General features: G+C 49.2%; 8 protein-coding genes. 6 read left to right on the forward strand and 2 right to left on the reverse strand.

What is annotated here, in order from left to right; genetic code table 11:
* Positions 1-220 precede the first annotated feature (220 nt).
* From NG792_RS23785 to NG792_RS23800, 4 genes are all read left to right on the forward strand, one after another.
* Positions 221-733, forward strand: a complete 513-nt coding sequence (locus NG792_RS23785; protein ID WP_261201171.1) for a GUN4 domain-containing protein — start codon at positions 221-223, stop codon at positions 731-733.
* 49 nt (positions 734-782) lie between these two features.
* On the forward strand, positions 783-1,271 hold the full coding sequence (locus NG792_RS23790) for a GNAT family N-acetyltransferase (protein WP_261201172.1): 489 nt from the start codon (positions 783-785) through the stop codon (positions 1,269-1,271).
* A gap of 73 nt (positions 1,272-1,344) precedes the next feature.
* Positions 1,345-2,781, forward strand: coding sequence for a cyclic-phosphate processing receiver domain-containing protein (locus NG792_RS23795; RefSeq protein ID WP_261201173.1), 1,437 nt, complete (start codon positions 1,345-1,347; stop codon positions 2,779-2,781).
* A 352-nt stretch (positions 2,782-3,133) separates the two neighbouring features.
* Positions 3,134-4,705 carry a PAS domain-containing sensor histidine kinase gene (locus tag NG792_RS23800; RefSeq protein ID WP_261237035.1) on the forward strand — a complete coding sequence of 524 codons (1,572 nt, stop codon included), beginning with the start codon at positions 3,134-3,136 and terminating at the stop codon, positions 4,703-4,705.
* 226 nt (positions 4,706-4,931) lie between these two features.
* On the opposite strand, the gene NG792_RS23805 is transcribed toward NG792_RS23800, so the two are convergent.
* Together NG792_RS23805 and NG792_RS23810 are read right to left on the reverse strand one after the other, a co-directional pair.
* Positions 4,932-5,057: a photosystem II protein Y gene (locus NG792_RS23805; RefSeq protein ID WP_261201175.1), complete on the reverse strand. Its 126-nt coding sequence runs from the start codon at positions 5,055-5,057 to the stop codon at positions 4,932-4,934.
* A gap of 346 nt (positions 5,058-5,403) precedes the next feature.
* Positions 5,404-5,949 carry a gamma carbonic anhydrase family protein gene (locus NG792_RS23810; protein WP_261237036.1) on the reverse strand — a complete coding sequence of 182 codons (546 nt, stop codon included), beginning with the start codon at positions 5,947-5,949 and terminating at the stop codon, positions 5,404-5,406.
* A gap of 120 nt (positions 5,950-6,069) precedes the next feature.
* Here NG792_RS23810 and NG792_RS23815 point away from each other — a divergent pair, with 120 nt between their 5' ends.
* Both NG792_RS23815 and NG792_RS23820 read left to right on the forward strand, forming a co-directional pair.
* On the forward strand, positions 6,070-6,579 hold the full coding sequence (locus NG792_RS23815) for a TIGR02652 family protein (RefSeq protein WP_261201177.1): 510 nt from the start codon (positions 6,070-6,072) through the stop codon (positions 6,577-6,579).
* Positions 6,580-6,599: 20 nt separating this feature from the next.
* Positions 6,600-7,034 carry a VOC family protein gene (locus NG792_RS23820; RefSeq protein ID WP_261237037.1) on the forward strand — a complete coding sequence of 145 codons (435 nt, stop codon included), beginning with the start codon at positions 6,600-6,602 and terminating at the stop codon, positions 7,032-7,034.
* The last annotated feature ends 157 nt before the right edge of the window (positions 7,035-7,191 follow it).

The following is a 7,191-nucleotide window of genomic DNA, read 5'->3' on the forward strand; positions in this document are numbered from 1 at the left end:
ACCAGTTAGGCTACCCAATTGTAGCGGGTCTTGATCCAGAAACCCAGCCGTTTCGTTTCATTGTAGGATAATAAACACCCCGAGGTTTATTGCCAAATCCCATTCCTTCCCCCGCTGAACTGTGCTTTGTTGTATTTTAAATCATGAATGAACCCATCCTTGTAACCTGCGATCGCCTGATGCTTTGGTATCAGTTTCATCTCCCGGTTGCCGAATAACAATGCCAGATTCTCTGATTATTGGGACTGTCAATTATACGCAACTGCGGGAATTTTTAAACGCGGGGGAATGGCAACGTGGCGATCGCGAAACCGGACGCATTCTGTTAGAAATTGCCCAAACCTCCCGAGTTGTAGCGGGACTCTCCAAAGCAGATACTCAATGGCTAACCCGTTTGGATTATCTCACAGAAGACGATAGTTTGAGCATTCCCTGTGCCGACCTTTGCCTAATCGATCGCCTCTGGATGGACTCTAGCGAGGGTCACTTTGGATTCACCATTCAGTCCCAGATTTGGCAGCAACAGCAGGATTATGCGCACTTTGCCCAAACTGTGGGATGGGCAGTCTCAGGGGGGATAGAATGGCGCAGTTATGGTGAACTCATCTTTGATTTAAGCGCACCTACGGGACATTTACCAGCCAAACCATTTTACACCGGGGAGGGCTTAGGAGTGGGATGGGCGGCAAATTTGGCATCTCGCTTGGATGACTGTCAAGGGTTGGATTTTTGAGTCCGTTTCCCTGGGGGATATAATAATCCCACAATACTCTCCCGGGATTATGTCCGAAAACTGTTCTGAAATCCGAATTCGTTCTGCCACTGTGGATGATGTGGCGGTACTCTTTGAGTTAATTTGCGCCCTCGCTGCTTATGAGAAGCTATCCGATGCCGTCACCGGCAGTCCCCAAGCACTTCAGGACCATTTATTTGGCGATCGCCCCTACGCTGAAGCATTGATTGCAGAATATTCTGGGACAGTTGTTGGATTTGCCCTCTTTTTCTATAATTATTCTACATTTCTAACCAAGCCCGGGCTATATTTAGAAGATCTGTTTGTATTACCCGACTATCGCGGCAGAGGGATTGGCAAATCCCTAATTGAGGAACTAGCAAAATTTGCCGTTGATCGGGGTTGTGGACGGATGGAATGGTCAGTATTGGATTGGAATGAACCAGCGATCGCCTTCTATCGTCGCCTAGGGGCCGAAATTCTCCCCGACTGGCGCATCTGTCGTCTGAGTGGAGAGGCCCTGGTCAACAGAGGGTGAGGCCCCTGATAGGTTCCACCCCCTAGGGGGGAATACTCCCTATAATGGAAAATCAATTAAGGGGAGGGTTGGGATGGATGAAATTATTGCAATTTTAGAAGATGACCCCGGGCGCATTCAGGCAATGGAAAAGCGTCTAAAAGAGTCATTTCCTAACTATTCGGCCATTTTTTTTAATAATGCCCCGGATATTATTGCCTGGTTAAAAAAACACCTGCATGAGTGCCTTTTGCTGAGTCTGGACCATGATTTGGGTCCGAGTTGGGAACGCAATGGCCAACTATTTGATCCAGGAATTGGTCGCGATGTAGTGGATTACCTCATCACCCAATTGCCCCAATTTCCAGTGATTCTCCATACCTCGAATAGTGATGCTGAAATTGGCATGGAAATGGCGTTGAAGGGTGCAAATTGGCACTGTGAAAGGGTCATCCCTTATCACTCCCTAGATGCAGTTGATTCTTGGGACTGGATTGATTCAGGTTGGGCCGATACGCTGAAACGGTTAATCCAATACAGGGCTAAAAATAGCTCCAATTGTAGTGAAGACCGCCTCAAAGAGAAGCCTCAGCAACGCGACCCGCAAACCGTTCCTTCATCGCGGATGATTATTGTCTTAGATGATACTCCAGAAGCCCAAACTTTAATCAGCGATCGCCTCGGTGAAGTCTTTCCGGGTTGGTCCTGCGGGTTTTTCAAAAACTCTTTAGAATTAATGGCCTGGGTGTCGCGCAATACCCACCAATTTAACCGCCTGAGTCGAGCAAAAAGTATTGTGATATTAGATAATAATAAAAAGCGCATTGACCTAATGCGCCATCACCTGGAACAGATGTTTCCCGATGAATATGTGTTATTTTTTGATAATGCTCCTGAGCTTCTATCTTGGCTAAAAGTTCATTTACATAAATGCTTATTAATCAGCTTAGACTATAATTTAGGTCCGGCCTGGACCCGGCAAGAAGCCACTTTTGAACCCGGAAATGGGCGAGAAGTAGTTGATTATTTGGCCACACAACCGCCCTTATGTCCGTTGATTTTTCATACCTCGAATAAAGAAGCAGAAATAGGGATGGAAATGGAATTAATAGACACCCATTGGATTTTTGAACGGGTCACAGCTTCCCCGGATTTAAAATGGATTGAAAAAGCATGGTTGCCCCTGGTTAGGTTACTGTTAAAACCGCTGGACCATACCCAAATCAGTGCATCGGATATTCCCTCCACCCATGCCCGGTGGGAATTATTTAATCATTTTGCTTTAACCTTCAATGGATATCAATCCTGGGAGTCCGTGGAAAAATGTGTGGAAATAGGGCAGCGCTGTGCAAAAGATTACCAAAGAAAGCAAATTCTGCCGGAATCATTCCAGGAACTTCGCACCGCCTTATTGATAGCTAGAAATCGCTGGCGGCGGTGTAATATGGAACCCGATGAGGAAGGGATGAGTTACATTCAGGCGATCGCCCAACGCCTCCGTGACAAAGTGCGCGCCCAGCATCAAGAGTGAGGGGGAAGCAAACCGGAAAATTTAGCCCCGATTGGGGAATCAACTCCGCAGACTTGCTACCCCATGTGAACCTGGAATTCCCCAGTTTTGTTATCCCCAGCAGGACTTACACAGCTTTTAAGAAGCTCACCCTAAACCCAAAAGCGATTCGCTTTTGATGCTTCTAAATTTAGGGTTCGACGGTAGAGATTCCCTAAGTTCTGGCCCTCTCAAAAGTCCCTAGAGGAATCGCTCCTTAATTTCATAAAATTTCTTAAACTGGGGATAGGCGGAAGGCTGCCAATCTTAAGATTTGATTAAAAAAGCAGCCTTGAAGAGGATCTAGCTCCACAATAGAAGGTTATAGGGAATTATGGCGTCCCCATCTAAAGTAAAAGCATATCTGGCTCATTGGCTGCAATTAGGCAAAACTGTCTTGATGAGAAACGGAGGGCTAGACCGCAAGCCGAAACAAACCATTGCAGGCGAGTCCTACAGTCCGGAGTTTGAACAATTATGGTTCGAGGTGCAAGCGCCAGAGTCCGGGCATTGTTATCTAGCCGGAACTGAGGAAACCGTCGCCGAGCTCATGAGTTCCGAATGGGAAATTGTGGATTGCCCTCGATGTTCCATGCCCCACCCCCTAAGAACGAGAGGAATGCCCCCCATGTCCTGTCCTTGTAACGACCTGCCGAACTGGCCGAATCAGGACATTCCCGCACCGCGATCGCCCGTGAGCAATCGGAACGAACTCCAAACCATTCGCGATCGCCTTGAGCACATGGCACTCAGAGCAGATTTGTATGCCTCCACTATTGGCACCCAACCAGCGGATTACCCCCCCCCGGATCAAGCCCTAGCCTGGTTGCGCCATCAGAACGAATTAATCTTAAACTCTGCCGGAGAAGGAATTTGTGGATTAGATGAGCAGATGAAGCTCACCTTCTTAAATCCCGCTGCCGAGAGAATGTTGGGTTATGGACCCGCAGAGGCGATCGGTAATTCGGTCCAAATCCTGCTCAGAATGACCCATACTCCTAACCCCTCCAATCTCGAAGGGGAATTTCCCATTGATGAGACCCTCAAACAAGGTAGCGTCAAATTTATTACTGATGGTGTCTTTTGGCGGAAAGACGGCACCTGTTTTCCCGTAGAATATATCAGCGCCCCCCTGCGGCAAAAAGGGGAAATTGTCGGGGTTGTCTTAACCTTCAAAGACATCACCGAGCGGATTGAAATCGAACGGATGAAAGATGAATTTATCTCCATCGTCAGCCATGAACTTCGCACCCCACTCACCTCAATTCGGGGTTCCCTGGGACTTTTAGCCAGTGGAGTTCTGGTGAATCAACCCGAAAAATCCCAACGAATGCTCACCATTGCCTTAGAGAACTCCGATCGCCTCTTGCGTCTGCTTAACGACATTCTGGATATGGAACGCATGGCTTCGGGAAAAGTAGCGATCGTCAAACAGCCTTGTCATGCCGGAGAGCTCATGCAACGCGGGACAGATTCCATACAGGCCCTAGCTGAAGAGGCATCGGTTTCCATTGTAGTTGAGCCAGCAGAGGTCATTTTATGGGCCGATGCCGATCGCCTAATCCAGGTATTTACCAATCTCCTGAGCAATGCCATCAAATTTTCCACTCCAGGGTCCCGCGTCTGGGTGACGGCATCCAGGCAATCCACCCATATCCTCTTCCAAGTCAAAGATTGTGGACGCGGCATTCCCCCGGAACGGTTAGAAAAGATTTTCGAGCGCTTTCAACAAGTTGATAGTTCCGACTCCCGCGCTCATGGAGGGACCGGCTTAGGTCTAGCCATTTGTGAAAAAATTGTTCAACAGCATGGCGGGCGGATTTGGGCCGAAAGTACCCTGGGTCAAGGGAGTACATTTTCATTTACCATCCAGCTACCCGAGCCTACCCCTCAGACGGATGACTAAGGCGATCGCCCCAAGAAAAAAGCCCCCAAACCTTAGCTCAGTGGCCTGGGTTCAGGTGCTTTTAGATTAGTTTTGTGTTTGCGTTTGCGTGATTGGCAGTCCAAGCTGCTGGGTCGAAATGACCCCTGAACCCCTCTTCAAGTTCCAGAAGGACTCCTGCAAGCTCAAGCGAAAAAACGACTCCGCAAGAGGGAAGAATCCACCGCTGGTCCCCAGGTGCAACGGATTAGGCTTGTTTGTTCAAAAAGTTTTGGATCTGGGCGATCGCCACTTTAGCAACATTGAACAGCGCCCAACTTCCAGCAGCAATGATTGGGAACAGAACAACAAGTATGCGCCAGTCAAAATCCATAGTGAATTCCCCTTTTCTTTAAATTCTTAACTTATTTTCCGAGTTCTACTGATATTTTGCAATCAATTGGCTCACTTGAACAGCCCTTTTCCCCGATTCTGCTCAAATTAGCCCAGGAAACCCTCAGACCCCTTAAAACTCCGGGATGGGCTCGGGTCCATAGAGGTTAGAAACCCGCTTTCTTTACCACAATGCTGATAAATAGCCACCCATTCCGTCAGAAACCCGGTTTCGGGTCCTCTGGGGACAGCAGAGGTTAGAAACCGGGTTTCTTTCCCAAAATGCTGATAAATAGCCACCCATTCCGTCAGAAACCCGGTTTCTGGTCCTTAACTGTACCAGCCTCCTAGCTAAAGCCTAGGTCCGTCCCCTTACCCCCATGAACCAGCGCCAACTTCTCATAGCGCCTTGCGTGTTCAATCAATTCAGCCGCTTCCGCTTCCGAAACCGTACGCAAGGGTTTAGCCGGAATGCCCACCACCAGGGTATAAGGCGGAACATCCTTCGTCACGACTGCCCCAGCCCCGATTGTACTCCCGGTTCCCACTCGCACCCCATCCATCACCACCGCACCAATCCCGACCAAACAGCCGCGTTCAATATAGGCCCCATGTACTACCGCTCGATGGCCCACCGTCACAAACTCTTCTAAAACCGTCAGCTTTCCGGGGTCGCCATGTAAAACCGCCCCATCTTGAATATTGCTACTCGCACCTATGATAATTTTTTCCACATCAGCGCGCACCACCGCCCCATACCAGATACTCGCCCCGGGACCCACCTCCACCCAGCCCATCACCGTCGCATTCGGAGCAACAAAAGCCGCAGCAGACAGATCCGGCACCGGCCAATAATTCGAGGAAACCCCGAGAGGTTGATTGAAATTTGTCACAATTGAGCTTGCCTTATTTAAGGAATCGCCATAAATTGTAAGCAATACCCAGGTCTCCCTCGCTATAATAAAGCCAAAATCCCTGGCGCACCTATCCCAAGCAAGTTGGCCCCCAATAGCATGATCAATTTAGCTTCGCAGTATCCTATCTTCGGCCCAGAGATTCAGTGTCCCCACTGTCGTCAGACAATTCCCGCACTGACTCTGACGGATACTTATTTGTGTCAGCGTCATGGTGCATTTGAGGCCAACCCCACTACCGGAGAACTGATTCACCTCCAGTCTGGACGGCATTGGCGTCAGTGGAATAAGGAGTGGTATCGGCAACATACCCATCCCGATGGGATTCGCTTTGAAATCCATGAAGCCCTCGATCGCCTCTATACCCAAGGTTATCGGGCAACGCAAGTGATTATTGCCCAACGCTATCAGAACCTAATCGGTTCCTACCTCGAACGCAGTTCTCCTTGGCGGGGTCAGCCGGATTCAGCCAAACTGCGACTCTATGGGTTACCTGTGGAATTCAGTCCCGAGGCGGCGGTGGAACCCTGTTGGGAAGTGATTAATTTTGAGCTGGAAAAAGAACCCGGGGTTCCCATCCGCTATCCTTATTTCCGATTGTTTGAGTAACTCCATCTAAGGCAGGGAAGATGCATCACGTTTCGATCCGGACTGCTAATATTCATCGGGCGATCGCCTTTTATTCCCTCCTCGGATTTACAGTTTGCGAACGATTTACGGCAGGCATTACCCTCGCCTGTTGGATGGAAGGTTTAAATGGACGCATTGAACTGATTCAAATTCCCGAACCCCGTCCCGCTGCCGATGCCTTTGGAGATGAGCATTACACTGGCTATTATCATCTATCCTTTGACCTGACCAACTCCACCCCAGATCTACCCAGTTGGTTAGAACAGTTGCAACAGCAGGTTTTGGAAGCAACGGAAACCAATCCCGAGTTATCCCCCTTGAAAGTTTTGCTGGAACCGACTCAACAACAAATCGGCGATCGCCTCTACGAAGTCGCCTTCATTGCCGATACGGATGGACTCCCGTTGGAATTTATCCGCGTTTTAAAATCCTAACAGCGGGAGATTGGGGGGATAGGGGAGATAGGGGAGATAGGGGAGATTGGGGAGATTGGGGAGATTGGGGAGATTGGGGAGATTGGGGAGATTGGGGAGATAGGGGAGATAGGGGAGATTGGGGAGATTGGGGAGATTGGGGAGATCGGGGAGATCG

The organism is Laspinema olomoucense D3b, from assembly GCF_025370785.1.
Classification (GTDB): Bacteria; Cyanobacteriota; Cyanobacteriia; order Cyanobacteriales; family Laspinemataceae; genus Laspinema; species Laspinema olomoucense.

Excerpts from the sequence above, each read along its gene's own strand:
- NG792_RS23815 (WP_261201177.1), top strand. The coding sequence starts at position 6,070 with ATGATCAATTTAGCTTCGCAGTATCCTATCTTCGGCCCAGAGATTCAG.
- NG792_RS23805 (WP_261201175.1), bottom strand. The coding sequence starts at position 5,057 with ATGGATTTTGACTGGCGCATACTTGTTGTTCTGTTCCCAATCATTGCT.
- NG792_RS23795 (WP_261201173.1), top strand. The coding sequence starts at position 1,345 with ATGGATGAAATTATTGCAATTTTAGAAGATGACCCCGGGCGCATTCAG.
- NG792_RS23790 (WP_261201172.1), top strand. The coding sequence starts at position 783 with ATGTCCGAAAACTGTTCTGAAATCCGAATTCGTTCTGCCACTGTGGAT.
- NG792_RS23820 (WP_261237037.1), top strand. The coding sequence starts at position 6,600 with ATGCATCACGTTTCGATCCGGACTGCTAATATTCATCGGGCGATCGCC.
- NG792_RS23800 (WP_261237035.1), top strand. The coding sequence starts at position 3,134 with ATGGCGTCCCCATCTAAAGTAAAAGCATATCTGGCTCATTGGCTGCAA.
- NG792_RS23785 (WP_261201171.1), top strand. The coding sequence starts at position 221 with ATGCCAGATTCTCTGATTATTGGGACTGTCAATTATACGCAACTGCGG.